The sequence below is a fragment of the Bradyrhizobium sp. SRL28 genome (assembly GCF_018596315.1).
Taxonomy (GTDB): Bacteria; Pseudomonadota; Alphaproteobacteria; order Rhizobiales; family Xanthobacteraceae; genus Bradyrhizobium.
This window is the reverse complement of record NZ_JAHEAG010000030.1, coordinates 1-20170: the sequence shown is the minus strand read 5'-3', so window position 1 is coordinate 20170 and position 20170 is coordinate 1. Positions and strand designations below refer to the sequence as shown.

Here is a 20170-nt window from a genome sequence, read left to right as displayed (position 1 = left end):
TTTACTAGAATTGGATTAATATATCGTTTGAATGCGCAGTATAAAGTGACCGGCCGCACGAGGCCAACTTTAGGAAACTTGGCTTAGCTTCGCGTGATGTGACGAGCTGCATTTTTTAAGGGTTTCAGCATGAACATCTCTCGCCGAAATTTCTTGACCGCCGCTTCTGCCATGGCTGTGGTCGCTGGGAGTCCGAGCCTGCTGAATGCAGCCTCGCAGCCTCCATTGTCGGCGTGGACGACGAAGTCAACGAAAGTGAGGCCGACACTTATTGGTACGTCACTCGAGCGGGGGATGTTCAAGAATCTCGCTCGCGGATTGATAAGTATGCAGTCGACCGCCGGCTATGCCTATCCAGCGATATTGGATGAAAACGGCTACCCCACATCGACCCCCTCATACAATATTGCTGGCCAGGTACAGTTTCCGAGCAATTTAGCGACTTCCACTCAAATGGTGCTGAAATGGTCGGGTACTGGATCGATCCAACTTGGGCGAGGTGCGCCCGGTTTTCTTGTCGTTTCAGGCTCGAACTTCGTGTCGGGCGGCACTGACTACAATTTGCTTGTCGTCGGCACGAATGTCCGTGTTGTATTTACCTTTCGAACTTCTGTTCCTAATTTGGTATCTTTTGGTTTTATGGCCGGTGGGAAGTTTTCAGGCCTCTCGAACGTAGTGCTGTGCAGGCTTTCTGATGAAGCGGCGATAGATGCGGCAACGACGCCGGAGGAAATGTTCGGCGACGACTACGTGAATGTTTATAAGGCCTTGAACCCCGGCATATTCCGGCCGATGGGCTGGACAAATCCAAACTCAGGCAATGTCTCGCAGACGCGATATATCGCGCCTTGGCGGACGGCCATCAACCTCGTCACTCAGCGCTGGGCTCCCGGTGCGTGGGCCGGAACCGCGTCGGGTGTTAACGACTACACCTGCGCCGCTCAGAAAGATGCGACCAAGGCGTATGTTGATGGAGAAATGATCCAGCTCCAGTTTGGCAACGCTAACACTTCAAGAGCCGTCTCGGTCAATTCCGGGGGACGGGGCGTCGTGCCGGTGCTCGCCGGTTCTGGGGGCGGTACATGCCAGCCGCTGAACGTCGGCCAAATAACAGCTAACAGCTTGGCGACACTTACCTACGACGCGCTTTTGGGCGCCTTCCTTTGGCAGCCGAATGGGCAATCTCCTTGCCTTCCTTACGAACTTCAGATTGCATTCGCGAACAGAATAGACGCCGATTATTGGTGCAATTTTCACTCATATATGGACGATGCATCAATCACTTCGTTGGCGAAACTAGTCCGAGACAAGCTGAGCAGCAGCCTCAACGGCTATTTCGAATACGGGAACGAGGTTTGGAATTGGGCATTTCCGGTCACGCCTTGGGCAGATGCGAAGGGGGGAGCATTAGGCTTTGCAACGGACAATGGACGTCGCTCATTCGGTTGGTACGCGCTACGATCGCGCCAGATCATGGGTTTGGTTACCGCATCGTGGGCGCCCCGACAATCTACGCAGCTGAAGCGCGTCATGGCGTTTCAAGCATTTGGACCATCCTGGGCAACAAGCAACTTTAAGCTGCAGGGCGCCGATCTGAACGGCGCCGTGTACCCAAAGTATGCCGCCAAAGGATTTCCTAACTACAACGCCGCGCCCAATAGGCCGATCGACTATTGCGACGTTCTTTCCTACGCTACCTACTATTCAGGAGCACAGTGCACCAATTTTGATGGCAATTACGCGAACCGTGGTGCTGCCGCCATCGCAGGATTGCTCGCCGCTGCTGACGAGTATGCGACAGCGGTTCCAACCAAAATGGCTTCCGCGCTGGCGTTCCTTGACAATGACATTCGTGCTGGGAAATCGAGCACCGGCGCCGCAGGCGGCCAGACCTTGCTGGCGCTGAACAGCGGAGCAAACGGTGTGGGCATCTACCCGACCTGGGAAGCTGTGGCAAAGACTTTTGACAAGTCGGTTGTCTGCTACGAGGGAGGCCACGAAAGCTGGTATCCTTCGACGGCGACTTGCACGAAACTGGGCATTTTGACCACCTACGGTGGTCCCGATGGCAAAATTGCCAAGCTGATTGACGCCTATAAGCAGTCAGATGCATTCGCTGCTCTTGTGCGCGATCAAATCTCTCAATTCATGGCTCAACCGCATTCGAAGGCCGCAGCTTGGCTCTTGATACCTGGACCTAATCAATGGTCCCTGAGTACCGGCGACAGTTATGCGCCCAAATACAAGTCATGGAGCAGTTTCACGGCGCTTAATCGTTAGCTGGGCTGGCTCTTGTGCGGTAGGTGTCCGCAAGGCCAGTCGGCCCGAAGATTGTTCGGAAGATCGCTATTGGCACTGACACAAGCTGACCGCGCTTGCTCCGCCTTGACGCATGTTTCAAAATGAAAGCGTTGTGTAAAATGCCGTGTTGATTAGTTGAACTTGGATCAGCGTTGTCGACAGTATCATTGTCTGAATTAAGCCTTAACGATATTTCTTTCAGAACGACGTCCGCTTATGTCGCGCATAAATTCATTGGACGGCGTTCGTGGGCTTGCCGTTTCCTTGGTCGTCCTGTTTCATTTCGGCTGGCTTCCCGTCGGATGGATCGGTGTCCAGATATTCTTTGTGTTGTCAGGCTATCTGATTACGCAGATCTTGCTTCAACAGCGCGATAGAGGCCCAGGCGAGTACTTCGGAAGATTCTATTGGCGTCGATCGCTTCGGATATTCCCGCTCTACTACATCTTCCTTGCAGGGGTTGCGACGTCTTACATCGCCGCAGGTGAGCCGCGATCGTTCGGTGCCGATTGGCCGTGGCTTGCCAGCTACACGGCGAATTTTGCACGAATGCGCGATTTAGATGTCGGTCCAGCGTTTGTGCATCTTTGGTCGCTGTCCGTCGAAGAGCAATTCTACCTTGTTTGGCCGCTCGTCGTCTATTTCACATCGCCGCGGTCCTTTCGTCTAGTGATTGCAGGAACGCTAGTCGTAGCGCCTCTCATCCGACTTGGCATTTATCTCGAGTTCGCAGGCCAGCCTCCTGACTGGACAGGCCGGAGCATATACGGCTTTCCGCTGTCCCAATTCGATGCTTTTGCTGCTGGCGCCGCAATTGCGTGCTGGCCTATTGGAAACCCTGTCCGCTGGTTTCTTGCTTCTATCGCAGTGCTTGCAGTTGGCGGCCTTTGCGTCTTGGCTCATCAGCACCTGGCGTTTCACTCGGCGATGAAGTGGTCGTTCGGCTATGCAATGTTTCTCATGCAGGATGGCGGGTTTGTCTGGGGCTACTCACTTCTGAACATCGCGGCGGCGTTGGGCATTGCCTGTGCCATCCGCCATCCTCCCAAATTACTGAACGCGCAGCCGATTGTTCGGGTAGGGGTTATCTCCTACGGCGTCTATGTTTATCATGTCCCGTGCCTTCTGTTGGTAGAAAACCTTCCGCTTGCAAAACCAGTTCTCTTCCCGCTGTACTGCGCCGTTGTGTATGTCTTAGCTGAGCTAAGCTTCAGATTTGTGGAGACTCCTTTCCTGCGCCTAAAAGATGCCCATTTTTTGCAAGGCGAGTCTGCCGACCAATCGAGAAGCGTTCGAAGTTTGACGGCTGACCGCGAAGTGAGGGTAGGGGCGACTAAAGCTGATTGAGCCGCTTGAGTTCGACTCAATCTTATCGTGATTTTTTCGGCGGTTCCCTATCACGGGTAAGCCCAATGCCGGTGAACATGACATAAAGAAATGCCAGCAGCCAAATCGCAACAAATGCTCTCCCAAGCCATTGCATCGTTCAAACCGCTTTCTTGCACTTTTCCCGGGCGCTCACCTCAGCACCGAATAATATCGCTCCAGCGTGGCCTGGCACCAAGCGAGGTCGAACTCCTTCCTCTTTCTGAACTCGGCCATGATGCTGTAGGTTGCAACAAGGTCAGCGAAGTCCTCGATAGCTTGATACTCCCGTCCGACGTAGTCATCCACGACGATTCGAGTGTCGCGAGTGACATGCAGTAAGCTTTCCAGTGCGCACGCGACGCGCATGCGTCCATCAACCAGGACGGTATCCGGGGTCTATTAAGGACTTGCCAGGGGGCCGGATATCAATTTGAGCTGCAACACATAGACGCCAGTATAATCCGAAATGTTTCTCAGACGGAATTGCAAATAGCTGCGTGGAGGGCCGCTTGAAACGACCGTGACCGGTCGAAGAATTGCTGTCGAAGCGATCCACAGGCAGCTGTTAGCTGCTGGTATAGCAAGGGCGATTCGGCCAGCGTCACGATCTCGTTCGCATAGCTCTCGATATCATCCGTCCTTGCCTCGAGGCAGGCAGGCCTGAGCACCTCCAAGGCCGGTACGACGGGACTGGTGATGACGGGCCGCCCCAGAAGGACCGGTTCGATGACGGTCATGGCCATCCCCTCCGCGAAGCCGCTACGGGTTGGAACGATCGAAGCGTGGCTTGATCGAATGTAGCTCCGCAATTGTTCGGGCTCCGTCCATCCGTGGATGGTGACTATATTATCGACTCCCAGGTTGGTGCATTGCGCCTTCAGCTCATCCAAGTCGCTGCCCGAGCCGCAGATATCCAGCGTTACCCCGCCCGGAAGTTTAGCGTCGACTTTCTGCATGACGTGCAACAGATCGAATACGCCCTTATTTGCGGCAATCCGTCCAGCGAACAGAAGGCGAAATGGCCGATAGAAACTCGCAGGTTGCGCAGATTGGTAGAGGCCGGGCTGAAATTGTATCGTGAACGGATACAAACGGCTCGACTTCCCACCCGCCAACTCCTCGACCTGTTGCAGGCATGCAGGAGAAACGCCCAAGGTTGCAGTAGCCAGCCACTTGAAAAATAGGGAGTCGAGACGCAACAAAACTCGTTGCAAGAGGGACGTTGGAGGATATCCCTTGGGCCACAGCGTGTTGTGGAGGACTGGGATTACCTTGATGCCAAACAATCGAAACGTTGACATGACAAAGTAATGGGTCGTGCCGGATTGAAGAACGGCATAGTCCGCGCCAAACCGCCGTGCTGTCCTCAGCAGCGAGAGGCCATAAATTATTTCCGAAAGATGATAGCTCAGGCCGGATGACGGCCGTTTGGGCCGGTGCTCAATCACGAACTGGCCGTCTTTCAACAGGTCGGGAGGGCCGGCAGAAGATACGATGTGAGCCGATGCCCCAAGCTCGACGCAGAGCGACTCGAATTCGCTCGAGAAGGCCACCGACATCTGGCTCGGTTCGTCTATCCCAGCACGCCAATTCTTATGTGCTTCGATTACATTCCCCGGTCCTGCAGCAAAAAGGATGCGCAAACTCATTTTACTTATTAGCCGACGATTGCGATAAAGGACGAGGGCGGCATTTTTTGGTATAAGATAGTTTCACTGCGATACACATAGTTAACTGCTTACCCGCATGTTACGACGCAACGAATGAATACTTAATTGTAAGTATAGTAAATCGGACTTACAACTCAATCCGGAATCCTGTCATCCTTGTCTGATGTATTAATGTGTGAAGTTCGATCGCGCCCAGCGGGAATGTGATGCTGTCGAAATATAGCTTCTTGCCTGTAACGGCCCGGGTTCGCGGTAAACTTGGCCTTGCTCCCCGGATGAAAGACATCGCCGCCGACCGAACTGAGCTATATCCCGCCAATCAAAGTCGTACTCTGCCTGCCATTGCATTGCCCAACGAGTTCGGTCGGGTGAGGGGGGTTGAGCCAAATTCGACCCTTGCCTTACAACGCAGCTATGTCGAGGCTTCTTATCTTCCTCACGGCGCGACGATTGCCTATCGTATCGATGACGCCATCCTGGCCGATCATACTCTGTATTCATGCGGAGCCTACGAGATTCATCGATCCGGTGGCGGAAAGCGGGCCGTGTTGACAGGATCGTACGATGAGTTCGAAGAGGCGCAGCTTTGTACCTATGCTCCATCCAGCATCTATTTCGGACACTGGCTGAGAGATGCGATGGCAATGGAACTGCTTGCCGAGCAGCGCGGGCTCGTACCGTTGAGCTACAAGAAGACGCCGTGGGTACACGAGCCGGGCTATCGAAAATTGATGGGCCTGCCAGGAGCGACGATTTCGTATGCCCGGATCAGGCGGCTGTGGATGATCGACGATCTCGGGCTAAACGCCGGATGGGTCGGACGATTCCACGAGCTCCGGGCGCGGGTCAGACGTGCAGCGAAACCCGGCGGTCCAACTCACGTTTTGCTGGCTCGTGGTAGCAGCGGAACCGCTCGCGAGCTGCTCAACGCCCGAGTTATTGCCGATTTACTTGTCGGTCGCGGGTTCGCCGTCATTGAACCCGAATCGCTTACCCCACAGGAGATCGTGGACGCGTTGGGTTCGGCAACAGTTGTGGTGTCCGTGGAGGGATCTGCAATTAACCACGTGCATTATGCTGTTCCGGCGAAGGCGGGAGTCCTCGTCATCGAGCCGCCCGACCGCTTCAATGCCTTCCATAAGATACTGATGGACTTCAATGGCGTTCGTTTTGGCTATGTCGTCGGTGATCCCGCTGATGGCGGCTTTAGCTTGGAGCCTGAACGTTTGCTCAGGAGCCTGGATTGTCTTGAGGCGGCTGTTTCACAGTGATCATTGGGCGTCGCACCAGATCCGTGGCGGTCGCTAAGCAAGTGGCCACCGCGGAAGGTTCGCCGCCGTCGGAACGGCCAGCAAGCTCACCTCATCTAATAGCTTCCAGCCATGGTTGCAGCGCGACCCCAATGCCTTCGTCAGCCATGCGTGTTCGGTCCGATGCCGGCGTCCAGTTCAGTTCGGAACGCGTCTTGCTGCAATCAAAAAACGCCTTCTGCGTTCGCGACTCCCAATCGGCGTAGCTTGGCACGCGGATGCGGTCCGGATGCCGTACCAACAGCTTGACGGTCCATTTCGCTAGATCGGTTAGGTAAAACTTCCAGATCGGCTGGTAAAGCACGTTCAGTTTCAAATCGCCGCGTTTTTGTAATTCCAGCAAATAATCTCGCGCCGTCAACATCGGCGCATCGATCAAGTTGAAGCTCTTGCCTTCGATGCCAGGCACTTCGATTGCCCGCACCAGCGCCGCGGCCACGTCGGATACCAGCACGAACGGCAGCTTGTTGCGGCCGTCGCCCCACACCTCGCAGACGTTTTCGGAAAACCGGCCGACGCCCCAGTGAAACGGGCCGCCGCCGCGGCCGATCACGATCCCGGGCCGGAGAATGACGAGCGGCAACTGCCGGCTCCGGCTCATGTCGGTCAGGATGTCCTCGGCCGCAGCCTTGGCGCGCGCGTAGTAGTTGCGCCGCCGGATATCCGGATCGAGCGGCGTTGCCTCCGTGATGGTGCCTGCCTTGGCGCCGGCATAATAGGAGTCGATCGTGCCGGTGTAGACCAGCCGCTTGACATCAGCCGCGAGGCAAACCTCGGCCACCAGCCGCGTCGGCTCGACGTCGTTGGCCAGATATTCTTCCCATGTCTTACATGGCGCATGCGCGAGGTGATAGACGAACGCTATACCCGCCATGGCCCGCTCGAGGTCGGCGCGGTTGCCGATGTTGCCGCGAATGACCTCCAGGCGGTCGGACTTGAATTCGTCAAGCGGTAGTGTCGAGCCACGCACCATGGCCCGCACGCAATAGCCGGCGGCAAGAAGCTGGCTGATCAACTCCTTGCCGATGAAGCCGGCGCCGCCGAGGACGAGAACAGTGGGCGGGGCGGCGAGGGCGGGGCGATCGGCCGCGCCGGCCGCGCCGGCCGCCATGGTGACGGACGTATCGATGGCAGACGCCTCGATGATCCCGACGCAATGCTCGATCACATCGCGGCCGGTGCGGCCGGCAATGCGGACATCGAGCGGCTGTCCGTTGCGGATCGCCGCGTAGAAGGCGGCGGTCGCGTCCTGGATCGAGTTCTGGTACGGGTTGCCGCGCCGCACGAACTTCAGCTTGCCAAGCCCGTACCGCGCCAGCACCGCGATCGCCTGCCTGCGCATCTGGCTTGCGATTCCGCGGCTGCGCTTGAAGCGGTCGAAATCCACATCCAGCGGTGTCCGCTGATCGATCACGCAAGTGTCTGCGTCGAAGTCGAGCAGCGCGGATCCGAACAGGCCGCGGACGTAGATGGTCCGTTGCGGGAAGCCCGGCGCGAAGTTGATGTTGAGATCGATCGCGGTGCGGCCCACGGTCGTCCGCACGCGCCAGCGCCGATAGATGTCGGCGCCGTTCGGCAAGGTCACCTTGCGGTCGGCGGTCACCGAAAGGGTTTCGGGCGCGCCGGCAAGATCGAGCAGCGCGGACACCAGATGGGGGCCGGTTTCGAGGATGACGTTGCCGGGATTGCGCAGCATCCAGTTGTCGAACGGGCCAAAGCGGATTTGGCCCAGCTCATAGAAATGATTGAAGGTGATGTGATCGATCGGCCCGAGCTCTTTGGAATGCACGGCCTCGCGCAGGCGCTGGAACGCTGCCGAAAACAGGAAATTGTGGCTGACGCCGAGATAGAGGCCGCGCTCCGCTGCGAGGGCGACCAGCTCGTCCGCTTCCGCGGCGGAGGTGCACATCGGCTTTTCCAGGAAGACATGAACGCCGGCCTCCAGCGCTTGCCTGGCCAGCGAAAAATGCAGATCGGGCGGCGTCAGGATATGGACGCAATCGATTTCGGCTTCCTTGAGCATCTTTGACAGCGAATCGAAGGCGCGCGGAATGTTCCAGGCGCCGGCGAAGGCCTGGGCCCGCCCGAGATTGGCGTCGCAGGTCGCGATCAGCTCGACGCCCGCGGCCTCACGGATCGAACGCGCATGAAACTCGGCGATGTAGCCGGTTCCGACAATGGCCGTGCGAATGGGCGCCGCGGCACTGATGGCCGCGCGTCGGTTCATTGAATTATCGGTCATGCATTTCTGCTCGTTGGAATCTGCTTGTGTTCGATGAGCTGAGGGCGGCGACGCAACAGCCTGTCGCGCCAGAACTTCGCCAGCCCAAGCCCTTCCGGGAAACGGGCCAGAAGCTGAAACACCGCGAGGCGTGAGCGGTCCGAAAACGGGCCCGTGTTGTTGATGCTCAGCCGGGCAAGCTGAACCGGATAGATCAGCCAGGCGATCCATCCGAAACGCGTCAGCGCCATTGTCGCGATGATGGCGGCTAAGGGGAGCAGTAGGCCCCAAACCAGGGCGCGCCGCGCCTCGCGCACAAAATGCCGCTCGGGCGGCGCGCCGTGCAGATGCGCGCCTTGCGCAAAGGCGTATCCCGCCCGCTGCGTCCTTCGCCACCATTGGGCGAAATGCAGCATTGCCGCATCGTGCAGCGCCATCTCGTCGGGAAGTCGCCAAATCCGCCAGTTCGCCTGGCGAAGCCGGACACACAGCTCGTCCTCCTCGGCGGCAATCACGTCCTCACGATAGCCGCCGACGCTCCTGAGCGCCGCGGTGCGCAGCATCACGTTGCCGGCAAAGGCGCGAACCTCGCCGGTGGGGCGATCCCACTCTTTGTCGCACAGCCAGTTGTAGACGGACCGATCGGGATATCGCTCGCGGAGCCTGCCGCATACCGCGGCGGCATCCGCGTGGGCGTCGAGGAAGGCTGCGGCGGCGTTAGGCCATCCGGCGGCAAGCTCGCAGTCGCCGTCCACGAACTGAACGTAAGGCAGATCGGGGATGATCGTCAGCAGGCGCGCAAAGCCGGCGTTGCGTGCGCGGGCCGCGGTGAAGGGAGTGCTGAGATCGAGTTCGACGACATCGGCGCCAAGCTCGCGCGCCGCCTGCACCGATCCGTCGGTCGAGTTGGAGTCGACGTAAATTACCACCGCCGCCGTGGATACCGAGTGCAGGCTGGCGACGAGCCGCTGGCCCTCATTGCGCCCGATGACGACAGCGCCGAACCGCGCAGGCTCCGTGCCGGGTTTTGGGTTAATGCTCGCGTTCGTTTGCAACGTGTAATCTCTGATACTTCAATCAATTAGGTAAATTCGACGAGAGCCTAGGTATCACGAACGGGGAGGAGTGAAGGCACTATTGCCAAGCGTGGTGAATTCCTCCGGGATAGCCCGTCGCTACCCCGTATGGCTCGACGTCGGCAATCACGACCGCGTTCGCGCCGATCCGCGCATGCGCGCCGATCTTGACCGGACCGAGGACCTTGGCGCCGGCCCCGATGTCGACATGGCCGGCAATTTCGGGAACACCGCTGCGGTCGCGGCTGCCAAGTGTGACCTGGTGAAAAATCAGGCAGTTCACGCCAATTTTGGCGTCCGGATGAATGACGATGCCGTTGGGGTGGGGGATCAGCAGCCCGCCGCCGATCTGGCAGGTGAGCGGTATCTCGGCCCCCGTCACCACACTCCAGAAGCGATGGCGCAAGGCGATAACCTTGCAGCAAAGTGTGCCGAAAGGGCCGCCGCGTGCCCGCCAGAACTGGTAGCGCCGGACCGTCAGCAGCAGCTTGCGGCCGGGGTCCCAGAACTGCCGCGGATGTTCCCGCGTCCAATCGGGAACATCGGCGCTGATCTCTTTGGTAGCCTGATCCACCTGTGTGCACCTGTCCTGGAATTAAACCAAATAGCGGACGGTTGGCCGCGTTGGAAGCGCCCGGTTCTCAATGCGCGCGAACCATCTCCATCGGCCGTCGATCGCCGATGGGCCGGTGATTTCCTGGGGACGCCCGCCCCACCCATTTCCTTGGAATTGGCATTTCATTCAGGGTGCGGTATTAATCACGTATATTAAATCGATTTCACTAAGCAAGATTTTCGTAGTAGATCGCTTGCGATTTGTTAATTATATGGTGGCCCACCCCCGCGGTGCGCCGGGCAAAGATTTGAAGTTCGTGGAGCTTTTATGTTAAATACGTTGCGCACCCTGCCGGCTTCGTCCGACTTTGCCGATCGATCTGCGGAACCGCAATCGGCGTGCGCTTCTCCGGACGACCTTTCCCGCAATATATTTGGCCTCCTCGGCATTCCCGTGGACGCGCTCCATTTTCCTTCGCTGCTGCGCTCGATGGCTCTTGCGACGAATGTCGGCTCGCCATTTCTGATTTCGACGCCCAACGTTAATTTTCTCGTCAAGAGCCAGATCAACGACTCGTTCCGGGAATCCATACTGCTGAGTGATCTGTGTCTTGCAGACGGCATGCCGCTGATCTGGATCGCCAAACTGCTGCGCATTCCGATCCATGAGCGAGTTGCCGGAAGCGACCTGTTCGGCCGACTCAAATCGGCCAACGCCTCGGGCCGGCGCCTGCGGGTCTTCCTGCTGGGCGGAGCCGAAGGGCTGGCGGCTGCGGTCGGCGCCAGGCTGAACGCCGAGCGGGGCGGGCTGGAATGCGTCGGCGTGCTCAACCCCGGTTTTGGTACGATCGAAGAGATGAGCTCGTCGAAAATAATCGATGAAATAAATGCCAGTGACGCCGATTTAATTGCGGTATTCTTCGGCGCGGAGAAGGCCCAGGGCTGGCTGCTGCATAACCACTGGCGGCTGCGCGCGCCCGTTCGCGCCCAGTTCGGCGCCACCATCAATTTCGAAGCCGGAACCGTTCGGCGGGCGCCGCCGATGCTTCGCAGCACCGGGTTCGAGTGGCTATGGCGCATCAAGGAAGAACCGTATCTTTGGCGGCGTTACTGGAGCGACGGGAAGGCGCTGCTCGCGATGCTGGTCACTTGCGTTCTGCCCCTGATGCTGAGTGAACGGCGGACGCGAAACTTGAACAGGCTGTCGATCGCAAGGTGCGAAGATCACGGTTCCGTGACCCTTACTCTGTCGGGGGCCGCGGTGGCCACACACGTTGACGGCGCGATCGAACAGCTTCGTGACGCGCTCGACAGCGGTAAACGGTTGATCGTCGACGTTTCGAATACACAATACATCGACGCAAGGTTTTTCGGGTTGTTCCTGATGGTCCGAAAGCAATTGGCCAGCCGGGGACAGAGACTGCTGTTCACGGGCGCGTCGGCCGGCCTGCGACGAATATTCCGCCTGAACAGATTCGAATTCCTCCTGTCACAGGAAGTGTGATAGCGGAGGAAACAGACGATTTTCCGGCCGCCTTTCGGTCGCACGACACTCATTCAGGGCCAGAGATGAAGCAGCCAGTCGGTCAGACTTTTCGTGTTCGCCGCGGACTTGCGCTCCTGCTCGTGACGTTCTTGGCGGGGTGCGGATCGCCCGAAGAGCGCGCGCAAAGCTACTATGAGAGCGGAATGGCTCTCATCGAAAAGAAGGACGACCTCGAGGCGCGGAAGGAACTCCTGAAAGCCGTCAAGTACAAGAGCGACAAGGTCGAAGTCTGGAGGGCGCTCGCAGGCATCGACGAACGGACAAAGGCGACTTCGCTCTTCCTGGATCTGCGCCGTATCGTCGAACTGGACCCAAACGATCTGAATGCCAGATTGAGGCTTGCGCGGATTATGGTGGGCGGCGGGGCCGCCGAGGCCGCGCTCCGGGTCGTCGATGCCGCGAACGAGGGCGACAAGCCGAATGCGGAACTCCATGCTTTGCGGGCGATCATTCTCCTTCGGACAAACGACAATGCCGGCGCGATCCGCGAAGCCCAGCGCGCCTATGAGATTGATCCGGCAAACGTCGATGCGATCTCGTTGATTGCGTCGAAAAAAGCCGCAGATGGCGACCTGGATGGTGCACTGAAGCTTCTGGATTCGGTTCCTGCCGGCTCCAAGGACGAAACGCGCATCACACTGCAGACGATCGACGCGTATGCACGCAAGAAGGATTTGGCAAAGGCGGAAGAGTTGCTGCGCAAGCTGATCGCGCAGAATCCTCAAGAGGGTACGTACCGCGCCCAGCTTCTGCAGTTTCTCCTCGCGCAGCGAAAGTTCGTCGAGGCCGAGAAGGAATTCCGGGCTCGGGCCGAAGCCAACCCGACCGATAGTAAGATCGGGCTCGACCTTGTTCGCTTTTTGGCCGCCACGAAGGGCGCGGATGCCGGCAGAGCGGAGTTGGAAGCGCGGATCAAGGCAGGCGGCGATGATTTCGATTACCAGATCGCACTGGCCGAGATGAATTTTGGGCAGAACCGGGCAGACGACGCCATGCAGGTTTTGCAGAAGCTGACCACCACGGCAGCTACCCCCGACAAGAAGCTTGCCGCCCAGGTCAAGCTTGCGGAGGTCTATATTGCCAAGAACGACAAGGCGGCTGCCGAGCCCTTGATCGCCGATATCCTCTCGAAGGATCGCCGAAACTCGGGCGCACTGCGGCTGCGGGCGGCCCTGGGCATCGACAAGGCCCAGTTCGACAGCGCCATTTCCGATTTGCGCGAGGCGCTCAACGATCAGCCGAAGTCGGTCGAGTTGCTGTCGCTGATGGCAGTGGCGTATGAACGCAGCGGGAAGGCCGAGTTGGCCGATCGTCAGTATGCCGACGCGCTGAAATCATCCAACTCCAATCCCGATGTCGTCCTCCGTTACGTCGCGTTCCTGCAGCGCAAGGGCGATGCGCCACGTGCCGAAGAGATTCTGACGGAAGCTGCCAATCGCAGTTCCGGCAATCTCCAGATCTGGTCGTCGCTCGCGCAGGTCAGATTGAGCCGGCAGGACTGGTCGGGAGCCTTGGCGATCGCGGACGCCATCGGACGCGTCGATGAGGGCCGCCTGGCTGCTGAGCAGATCCGCGCGGCAGCGTTCGCTGGCCAGAACAAGATCGAGGAAAGCGTCGCAGCGCTCGAGGCAGCACACAAAGCGGCGCCGGACGCATCACAGCCGGTGCTTGCACTTGCCTCGGCCTATGTGAAACAGGGCAAGCCGGACAAGGCTGCAGCCCTGCTCCAGACGATGAGTAACAAGTTCCCGGGCAATGCCCAGCTTCTCGTGTTTCTCGGGCAGGCCAAACTGGCAGAAAAGAAGAACGATGAGGCGCTGCAAAGCTTCAAGAAGGCAGTCGAGCAACAGCCGAAAGAGCCGGCGGGATACACTGCGCTGACCGAGCTCTATGTTCAAAGCAAGGACTATGATGCGGCCGACAAGGTGCTCAAGGCTGGACTTGCGGAGTTGCCCGGCAATGTAGCTTTCCGACTCTCCCTGGCTGGAGTGCAGATCCAGCGGGGGAACAACGACGCCGCCATATCTCAGTACGAAGCGATTCTGCAGGACCAGCCGAATTCCATGGTTGCGATCAACAATCTCGTCAGCCTGCTACTGGACAATCGGAGCGACAAGCCAAGTCTCGAACGTGCGTTTGAGCTGTCTGAGAAATTGAAAAGCTCCAACGTGCCGCAATTTCAGGACACGTTCGGATGGGCTCAGTACAAGCGTGGCGATTTCAAGGGTGCGATCGCAACCCTGGAGCCAGCGGCTGCCAGCATGCCGAACCTTGCGGCGGTCCACTATCACCTCGGCCTGAGCTACGTGGCTGCAGGGCAAACCGAAAAGGCGGCCGAACGGTTCAAGACCGCATTTTCGCTGGAGCCGGACGGGACACCGCTCAAGGACAGCATCCGTTCCGCGATGAAATGAACGCCGGCTAATTGCCGGGCGGCAGCACGGTCCAGTTGTGCGTCACGACGAGCATCATGCTGTGTGAATCCGCAGGGCCTGTGCCGGAGACCGTCGGTGTGCCGGTGATTGGATCGAAAATAGCGGTACCGGTGCTCGCGAACCGATGCTGGTAGCGGTAGGTAAGTTGTGCGAGCCAGTCCCGCGTCAGATTGTAACTGTAGGTCGCTGATGCCGAAGCAAAATCCGTGGTGGTGGTCGAAGTCTGCCTGTTACCGCTCGCTGAAAGCGACAGGGTGGATTGCGAATTGACGGTGTGGCTTAGCGTCGCCGTGACTGAATCCCGCTTGAACAGAGAACCGACGACGCTCGGTCCAACCGATTGGCTCGCGATGATGGACAGCGTTGTGCTCTTCAACATTCGGTAGGTCAGGACAGCGTCGCCGATCCAGTCGAGCAGTGAACTCGATGCGGGTGTAGCGGTCACCACACCCCCGAATGCGGAGCTCGATGCGCCTCCATCGGTCACCAGATAGGCGGCGCCGACATTTGCCCGAAAGGAAAGCACCGCCGACAGAGTTGCATCTACTCCGACCTGATTGCGAGAGATTTGCACACGGGTGTTGAACGCGTTGTCATACTCGAGCAGTTCATATTCGGAGGATATGTTTATCGCCGTGATCGGATTCAGTGAGCGCCGCCAATTGCCCCGCGCAACTGTATCCGTAAACGGCGTACCACCGCTCGACGGCTCGTAGCTCGTGCGGGTAGACGTTGCGAACAGGGACACTGTGTCAATCGCAGTAATCGAGCGGTCGATTCCGCCGGTTGCCGTAAGCCGACTAATATTGCCTGACGTCGGCACTGCGACGCCGAGATCGTTCAGCAGTGCGAGAGAGGTATTTTGCTGTCTCCAGCTTGTCTCGACATATTCCCGGTCAAATCTCGTCTTTTCGGCAACCTCGTAACGAGCCCTGAAACCGTAATTCAAGAATTCCGACGCGGTCCCAGCGACGCCGGGACCCCAGTACTTCTTGTAGGTGCCGTCTCCGTAAAGGTCGAACTTGGAGGTCGGAGTACGCCCTTGGGCGTTTGCATTGAGCGTCGTAGAGGAGCCCACGGACCCCGCGGGTGAGGTCCGCATGAACTGATTGCTGTTCAGTTCGACGGTTTCACTCTCGCTGGCCTTGATAGACCAATCGAACGCAAAGGCCACGGACGGCACCATGCCAAAGCACATCGAGACTGCTATGGCAGCTCTCTTCACGTTGCTTCTCGCCCCCGCCGATCGTCAAACCTCACTCAAACAAGCGTCGTTCTGGAACCATGATGACGTCGCCGGCCCGCAAGGTGATGTTACCCTCCAGGTCGTTACCGGCTTCGTAAGCGCGGTAGTTGAACATGAAAATTGTTTCGTCGCCGCCGGGGCCCTTACGCCTTACCTGGATGCGGTTCTTTGCAGCAAAGGGTCCGATGCCGCCAGCAAGGGCGATGGCCTGCATCAAGGTCGTTTTCTGTCTGACGACATAGGAGCCCGGCTTTACGATCTCACCGGTGATGAAAATCTTCGGCTTCAGGTCGTCCTCGGGGATCTCCTTGGGAGCGCTTAGGACAGCGACCGTAACGTCAAGATTCTCGTCCTTGTAGTTGTTCTTCAGCTTGTTCTTGAGAATGTTTTCGAGCGCCACCGGCGTCAGCCCGCGTGCCCGGATATGGCCGGCGAGGGGAAACGCGATTTCACCGGAGGGGTCGACGACAACGTTCCGATCGAGCTTGGGGTCTTGCAGGACCGAAATACTAAGGCTGTCACCCGATTTCAGGGTCTGCGCGTTCGCCGCCGGGGTCAGGAAGGCAATACACAGCAGTGCCAGCAGGATTCGCATGTCATTCCCCCTAAACGTCGGCAAAAAGCCCGCAAAACAAGATAATTTGGCCGACGTATGGGGATTATTTCCCAAACACGCAGCCATTATTTAGCCACGGGGGAAACTAATGGGATACAAGGACTTAGGGAACCCGGGAGAACTTTTTTACCGGAAAAATGCTGTACTGTTGCTTATCCGCAATAACATCCCGAACAATATTGTCCGAAATCACCCGCTGGTCGTTGGCAAAGCCATAAACCAGCGCCGTGTCACATAATACGTTAATCATGCGGGGTATTCCGCCGCTCGCGGAGGCGATCAGCGCGCAGGCTTCTTGGGTGAACAGGGGGCGGCGGGCGCCCACCGCCTGGAGCCGGAACGCGATGTAATTGGCCACCTCCCGGTCGTCGAGGGGGCGAAGATGGAAGTCGGAGGAAATCCGCTGCGCGAACTGATGCAGCTTCGGCGCCAGGAGCAGGTCGCGCAGCTGGGGCTGGCCAACCAGAATCAGCTGCAAAATCTGAAACTTGTCAGCGTTAATATTGGAGATCATGCGCAAATGTTCGAGCGCCTCCGGCTCGAGATTCTGCGCCTCATCGATGATTAATATGGTCCGTCTTCCGTTGGCGAATTGACCATACAGAAAATCTTGTAACTTCTTGAAAAGATTAGGATAATCTCCGTCGAACGATTGTCCGAGCGACATCAGGATCCATTGCAGCAATTCCTGCCGGCCCTGCGGGGAGTTCGAGATCAGCCCGATGGTGATCGCCGGGCTCACCTTCTTGAGCAAATGCCGCACCAGGGTTGTCTTGCCGGAACCTATTTCACCTGTAATGACGGTGAAGCCGGCGTTGTTCATGACGCCGAACTCCAGCATCGTGAACGCCATGGAATGCATCTTGCCCCAGTAAATCAGGTCGGGGTCGGGGAGAATTGAAAAAGGCTTCTCCCGCAGCTGATAAAATGCCTCGTACATTGAACTTCCTTAGCCCGGCTTCAGACCCTTATAGCGTAATTCGGGAAATTACCCTGCCTCCCTCGACCCATTTCTCTGATCTACGTAAATTTGCCAGAGCGGCGGCCGATGGAACCATTAAGATTGAAATTTGAAACTGTTGGCGCTGAGCAACTATTCATTAAATACCTGCAAGATCGATGCTAGATTGCAGCTCGGAGCGACGCGCCACCGATCATTTCGCTGCATCATGAGCCTAGCAGGCTCGCAAACAGACGCTCGGACGATACATGTTGCAGAAAGTTGAATTTGAGGACGATTTCCAAGGGGTGCAAGAGGACCGCAGTCACTTATTGCGGCTCTCTTTCTACTGGGAACTGTTCAAGCGGCGCTGGGCCTATTTCGCGCTGCCGTTCGTTACGATCCTGGCTGCGGGCGCCGCGGTTGCTTTGCTGTGGCCGCCTACCTATCTCTCCGAAGGACGGATCCTCGTTCAATCGCAGCAGATTCCGTCCGAACTGGTCCGGCCTACGGTTACCAGCGCTGCGCAGGAGCGTATTCAGGTCATTCAGCAGCGGACGATGACGCGAGATAATCTCATCGCGATCGCCGACAAATTTAAACTGTTCCCGGACAAGCGCACGCTGATGTCGCCGACCGAGCTCGTTGCGGAGGTCAAGAAGAACACGAAAATCGCGCCGGTCGACATTCAACTGGACTTCAAGCAGCGGACGCGCGCTGCGATGGAAAATCCCACGATCGTCTTCTCTGTCGGATTTGAATACAGCAATGGTGCAGTGGCTGCGCAGGTCGCCAACGAGTTGATGACGCGGATCCTGAGCGAGGATCTTCGGGATCGCACCAGCCGCGCCACGGACACGACGAAGTTCCTGGCGCGAGAAGTGCAGAGGCTTCAGGCGGAGAACTCTGCGCTTGATGCCAAGATCGCTCAGTTGCGGATCACGCAGGGCAAACCGGCATCGTCCGGCGGTTCCGATCAGCCGACGGCAACCCTTACGCAGCTCAAGTCCGACCTGATCCAGAAGGGCGCGCTGTACTCAGAGCGGCACCCTGTTATCCAGTCCCTGAAGAAGCAGATCGAAGCCCTGGAAAAGGTGGCCGCCTCGCCGGCGCCGACCAATGACGCCGCGACGGCTGCCAGTCTCGAGGTGATGGTCGCCCAGCAGGAGAGTCTGCAAAAGAACCTCGATGCCGCCTCGGCAAAATTGGCTGCCGCGCGGCTCGGCGAAAACCTCGAAAAGGACCAGCAGTCCGAGAAGCTCGAAATCATCGAGCAGCCCACGGTTCCGCAAGAGCCGGTCAAGCCCAACCGTCTGAAAGTCCTTGCAATGGCCTTCGCGGCCGCGCTTTTGGGCGGAGCAGGGCTGGCAGTCCTGGTCGAAATCCTGGACAAGGGAATCCGCAGAAGCAATGACCTTCTGTCTGTTGTCGATGGCCAGTTGATCGTTTCAATTCCCTACATCACGACGGCCGCCGAATCGCGTGCGAGGCGGCGACGGATGTTTGGTTTTCTGGGAGCGTTCGCGCTGGTTGTGATCGGACTGTTGGTTGTTGCCTACCTGTTCCTTCCACCGCTTGACCTGATGATTGCCAAGGCCAGGGTTGGGCTGTTTCGATAATTCGCGGAGTCACGCAGTGGATTCAATAAAGCAGGCTGTCGAACTCGCGCGAGCTGCGGAGACGGTACACCGTCCTACAGCGTTGGGCGGATCCCCCCTCGCTGCCGAAGGGCCGTCGCAGCGCTCTGCCGAAGCGCCGTTCAAGGAAGTGCGCCTCAGCGCCGATCACCTCGAAGCCAATCGAATAGTGGCTTACGGCACATCCGGTCAGAACGGCCGCTACTACGACATGCTGCGCACGCAGGTGCTGCAGGAGATGGACAAAAAGAGCTGGCAGTTTCTGGCCGTGACTTCGCCGACCGCCGGATGCGGAAAATCGGTAACGGCCTGCAATCTTGCGCTGAGTATTTCCCGCCTGCCGGAGCGATCGGTGCTGCTGGTCGATCTTGATTTGCGCCGGCCGACGGTCGGAAAGTATCTGGGCATCGGCGGCGATGGCGGTGTTCTCAGCGTGCTCGAAGGACGCGCGCCACTTTCGTCAGCGGTCCTGCAGGCAAGCATCGGTCCGAATGGCATGCTGGTGCTGCCCGGATCGGTCTCGTCGAACTCTTCGGAATGGATGGGCTCGCAGACGATGGGGGCGCTGCTCCAGACCATCAAGCGAGACTTCCGGTCGCGCATCGTCATCTTCGATCTTCCGCCGATGCTGCTTGGCGACGATGTGATTTCCATTCTACCCAGAATGGATGCGGCGTTGCTTGTTGCCGGGATTGGAAACACGACGGTTTCCGACGTCAAGGAATGCCAGCGGCATTTGAAACGAACACCTGTTGTCCGCGTGGTTGTGAACAAGTCGACCGAGGCGGCTGGTTCGTACTACGGCTACTATTGATCTCACATCCGACCGCGATTTCCGAAACGGCGTGAGGTTCGATTGCGCGTCTTCCGGAATGACTATTGTTGTCCTTCACTGAGGAACGCCTGATAGGCAAGCCTGATGCCCTCTTTGAGCGAGGTGCTGGCGCGCCAGCCGAATTTGGCCAGCCGGCTGACGTCGAGCAACTTGCGCGGCGTGCCGTCGGGCCTTGAAGTGTCGAAGCCGATCTCGCCGGTATAGCCGACGGTCGCCGCGACCACGCGGGCGAATTCGGCGATCGTGATGTCCTCGCCGGTGCCGATATTGACCAGCTCATCGCCGGAATAGGTCTTCATCAAATGGATGCAGGCATCGGCGAAATCGTCGACATAGAGGAATTCGCGCCGCGGCGTGCCGGTGCCCCACACCACGACCTCTTTGGCGCCGGACGTCTTCGCCTCGTGGAAGCGA

General features: G+C 58.2%; 16 protein-coding genes. 7 read left to right on the top strand and 9 right to left on the bottom strand.

From position 1 onward, the window contains the following. The first annotated feature begins 294 nt into the window (after positions 1 to 294). Positions 295 to 2280, top strand: a complete 1986-nt coding sequence (locus tag KIP88_RS34690) for a hypothetical protein (protein ID WP_214492683.1) — start codon at positions 295 to 297, stop codon at positions 2278 to 2280. A gap of 237 nt (positions 2281 to 2517) precedes the next feature. Continuing rightward, positions 2518 to 3648 carry an acyltransferase gene (locus KIP88_RS34685; protein WP_214492682.1) on the top strand — a complete coding sequence of 377 codons (1131 nt, stop codon included), beginning with the start codon at positions 2518 to 2520 and terminating at the stop codon, positions 3646 to 3648. A 171-nt stretch (positions 3649 to 3819) separates the two neighbouring features. Here the strand turns inward: KIP88_RS34685 and KIP88_RS34680 are convergent, their stop codons facing one another. Beyond that, entirely contained in the window at positions 3820 to 3975 is a 156-nt protein-coding gene (locus KIP88_RS34680) for a hypothetical protein (RefSeq protein ID WP_214492681.1), read from the bottom strand. A gap of 167 nt (positions 3976 to 4142) precedes the next feature. Next, positions 4143 to 5228 (bottom strand): glycosyltransferase family 4 protein, encoded by a 1086-nt coding sequence (locus tag KIP88_RS34675; protein ID WP_214492680.1) that lies wholly within the window; start codon positions 5226 to 5228, stop codon positions 4143 to 4145. A gap of 317 nt (positions 5229 to 5545) precedes the next feature. Between KIP88_RS34675 and KIP88_RS34670 the strand changes: the two genes are divergently transcribed. Further along, entirely contained in the window at positions 5546 to 6610 is a 1065-nt protein-coding gene (locus KIP88_RS34670) for a glycosyltransferase 61 family protein (protein ID WP_214492679.1), read from the top strand. Positions 6611 to 6701: 91 nt separating this feature from the next. Here the strand turns inward: KIP88_RS34670 and KIP88_RS34665 are convergent, their stop codons facing one another. The 3 genes from KIP88_RS34665 to KIP88_RS34655 form a co-directional block, all read right to left on the bottom strand. Further along, positions 6702 to 8891 carry an NAD-dependent epimerase/dehydratase family protein gene (locus tag KIP88_RS34665; protein ID WP_214492678.1) on the bottom strand — a complete coding sequence of 730 codons (2190 nt, stop codon included), beginning with the start codon at positions 8889 to 8891 and terminating at the stop codon, positions 6702 to 6704. Beyond that, positions 8888 to 9925 (bottom strand): glycosyltransferase family 2 protein, encoded by a 1038-nt coding sequence (locus KIP88_RS34660; protein ID WP_214492677.1) that lies wholly within the window; start codon positions 9923 to 9925, stop codon positions 8888 to 8890. The genes KIP88_RS34665 and KIP88_RS34660 overlap by 4 nt, the downstream gene beginning before the upstream one ends. 79 nt (positions 9926 to 10004) lie before the next feature. Next, complete coding sequence (locus tag KIP88_RS34655; RefSeq protein WP_214492676.1) at positions 10005 to 10520, bottom strand: serine acetyltransferase; 516 nt, start codon at positions 10518 to 10520, stop codon at positions 10005 to 10007. Between the two features lie 309 nt (positions 10521 to 10829). Here KIP88_RS34655 and KIP88_RS34650 point away from each other — a divergent pair, with 309 nt between their 5' ends. Both KIP88_RS34650 and KIP88_RS34645 read left to right on the top strand, forming a co-directional pair. Then, complete coding sequence (locus KIP88_RS34650) at positions 10830 to 12005, top strand: WecB/TagA/CpsF family glycosyltransferase (RefSeq protein WP_308163705.1); 1176 nt, start codon at positions 10830 to 10832, stop codon at positions 12003 to 12005. A 185-nt stretch (positions 12006 to 12190) separates the two neighbouring features. Continuing rightward, entirely contained in the window at positions 12191 to 14461 is a 2271-nt protein-coding gene (locus tag KIP88_RS34645; RefSeq protein ID WP_214492674.1) for a tetratricopeptide repeat protein, read from the top strand. Positions 14462 to 14468: 7 nt separating this feature from the next. Here KIP88_RS34645 and KIP88_RS34640 read toward each other — a convergent pair whose 3' ends face one another. From KIP88_RS34640 to KIP88_RS34630, 3 genes are all read right to left on the bottom strand, one after another. Further along, positions 14469 to 15656: a hypothetical protein gene (locus tag KIP88_RS34640; RefSeq protein WP_214492673.1), complete on the bottom strand. Its 1188-nt coding sequence runs from the start codon at positions 15654 to 15656 to the stop codon at positions 14469 to 14471. A gap of 82 nt (positions 15657 to 15738) precedes the next feature. Continuing rightward, complete coding sequence (locus KIP88_RS34635) at positions 15739 to 16323, bottom strand: polysaccharide biosynthesis/export family protein (RefSeq protein WP_214492672.1); 585 nt, start codon at positions 16321 to 16323, stop codon at positions 15739 to 15741. 124 nt (positions 16324 to 16447) lie between these two features. After that, positions 16448 to 17284: an ExeA family protein gene (locus tag KIP88_RS34630; protein ID WP_214492671.1), complete on the bottom strand. Its 837-nt coding sequence runs from the start codon at positions 17282 to 17284 to the stop codon at positions 16448 to 16450. Positions 17285 to 17553: 269 nt separating this feature from the next. On the opposite strand from KIP88_RS34630, the gene KIP88_RS34625 reads away from it, so the two are divergent. Continuing rightward, positions 17554 to 18903: a sugar transporter gene (locus KIP88_RS34625; RefSeq protein WP_214492670.1), complete on the top strand. Its 1350-nt coding sequence runs from the start codon at positions 17554 to 17556 to the stop codon at positions 18901 to 18903. A gap of 16 nt (positions 18904 to 18919) precedes the next feature. Next, the gene (locus KIP88_RS34620; RefSeq protein WP_214492669.1) at positions 18920 to 19735 is read left to right on the top strand and encodes a CpsD/CapB family tyrosine-protein kinase; all 816 of its coding nucleotides are present in this window, start codon (positions 18920 to 18922) and stop codon (positions 19733 to 19735) included. Positions 19736 to 19797: 62 nt separating this feature from the next. Here KIP88_RS34620 and KIP88_RS34615 read toward each other — a convergent pair. Next, positions 19798 to 20170 (bottom strand): NAD-dependent epimerase/dehydratase family protein (locus KIP88_RS34615; RefSeq protein ID WP_214492668.1); only part of this gene is annotated, 373 nt, incomplete at its 5' end.